This is a genomic window from Streptomyces sp. XH2 (assembly GCF_049725035.1).
Lineage (GTDB): Bacteria > Actinomycetota > Actinomycetes > Streptomycetales > Streptomycetaceae > Streptomyces > Streptomyces roseoverticillatus.
This window is the reverse complement of the sequence record NZ_JBMMMZ010000021.1, coordinates 1-1,847: the sequence shown is the minus strand read 5'-3', so window position 1 is coordinate 1,847 and position 1,847 is coordinate 1. Positions and strand designations below refer to the sequence as shown.

At 70.1% G+C, this 1,847-nt stretch carries 2 protein-coding genes; both read right to left on the bottom strand.

Going from position 1 to position 1,847, the window contains the following annotated elements:
- Positions 1-79: 79 nt before the first annotated feature.
- Positions 80-1,015, bottom strand: a complete 936-nt coding sequence (locus tag ACOTKD_RS34390) for a Yip1 family protein (protein WP_424893006.1) — start codon at positions 1,013-1,015, stop codon at positions 80-82.
- 138 nt (positions 1,016-1,153) lie between these two features.
- Positions 1,154-1,717, bottom strand: a complete 564-nt coding sequence (locus tag ACOTKD_RS34385; protein WP_424892918.1) for a Uma2 family endonuclease — start codon at positions 1,715-1,717, stop codon at positions 1,154-1,156.
- Positions 1,718-1,847 lie beyond the last annotated feature (130 nt).

Genomic DNA, 1,847 nt, shown 5'->3' with positions numbered 1-1,847 from the left:
AACCCCGGACCCCCGCCCCGGGCTGGGGGCCCCCCCCCCGTCCCCGGGGGCGGGGCCCCTCTCCTCTGCGTGCGCGCCGCTACAGCGTGCCCAGCTTGACGATCGAGAGCAGGGCGATCAGCTGGATGGCGGAGGCGCCCAGCGCCCTCGGCCACGGGATGTCGTGCGACTTGCTGACCATGGACGTGAACAGGTAGCCGGCCAGCAGCCAGGTCGCCCAACCCAGCACCTGCACCAGCAGGTTGTCCCCGCCGAGGAACATGGCGAAGAGCAGCCGGGGCGCGTCCGTGATCGACATGATCAGCATCGACAGCCCGACCGTCGGCTGCCACAGGCCGTCGCCGCCGAGCTGCCGGGCGAGCGTGTGGGTGACCGCGCCCAGGAGCAGCCCGGCGAGGATCATGACCACGCCGGTGATCAGCACCGACGGGAAGCTGTTGGCGAGCGAGGCGTTCAGCACGTCCTCGCGGGCCTTGTCGAAGCCGAAGACGGCGAGCAGGCCGTAGACGAAGGTGACGATCAGCGCCGGTGCCCACACGGCGTGGTCACGCATCTGCCAGAAGGTCGCGGAGGGGCGCGTCACTATGCCCGTCAGCAACTGCTTCCACGGCAGGCGCGGGCCCGGGGGCGGTGCGGGGGCGTTGTGGTACGGGTCCTGGCCGTAGTCGTCCCGGCCGTACGGGTCGCCCTGGCCGTAGGGATCTCCGCCGTACGCGTCCGGGGCCTCGCCGAGGCTGAACTGCTGGGTCTGGCCGGGGTGACCGCCGCCGGGCTGTCCCTGGCCGGGCTGACCGTGGCCGTAGTACGGGTCCTGACCGCCGCCCTGCCCGTACGGCTGCTGCCGGCCGTACCCCTGCTGCGGCTGCCCGCCCCCGCCGAAGTACTCCGGCTCGCCGTACGGCGGAGACTGCTGCCACTGTCCGCCGCCCTGGCCGCCATGCGGGGCCTGGTACGGCCCCGGGCGCTGTCCTTGCTGCGCGGGCCCGGGGTCGTTCGAGCCCTGTCCGCGTCCCATCCTGAATCCAGCCACGTATCGAACGTACCCGCTCCGTGACGACGCCGAGTCGGCGCGGTGAGAACGGGCCCGCCATTGCGGCCGAGCTGTGACATCCCCTAAGGGAAATATCGGGGGTTGAGGTTCGGGGAGGCCGCGTCAGGAGGGGTACGTACGGAACTCGGAGGTGTCGACGGTCCAGGGGCCTACGGAGACCTTGTCGCCGAAGACGCCGTCGTGGCGTGTCCGGTAGCAGGGGCGCCCGTCCGGACCAGGTCCGGGGTCGGACATCACCGCTACCGACCCCTTGCGGGGATCGATCAGGAGATAGAGCGGGATGCCCATGGCCGGGTACTCGTCCATCTTGTCCGTGTAGTCGTTGCTGTGGTTGGAGGGGGAGACGATTTCGGCGACCAGAGACAGGTCGCGTGGGTTGAACGGTTCGTTCTCTTCGCCGAAGACCTCGTCCGACACGACGATCAGGTCGGGGCGGCGAAGCTTGCCGAGCGATGCGTCTTCGATGTCGCCGCCGGGGAAGGCCACGAACCCGTCGGGCAGCTGGCGGTCCAGTTGACGGCTGAGGCGCATAGCGTTGAAGTCGTGGAACCTGGACGGCGACATCATCATGACGATTTCGTTGCCGGCGATCTCGAAGCCCCTGATCGGTTCGGGAGCGTGCTCCATCAGTTCCTCGGCGATGGCGCGCATACGGGCGTAGTCCATGATGTGGCTCCTGCTGGGTACGGGCTGCGAGCGCGAACGTGTTCATCGTCCCACGCCCCTACGACAACGGCCGGGCCCCCCGCCCCCTCGCCGGGGCCCGCCGGGCGTGCGCGACGGAAGCGGCGAAATC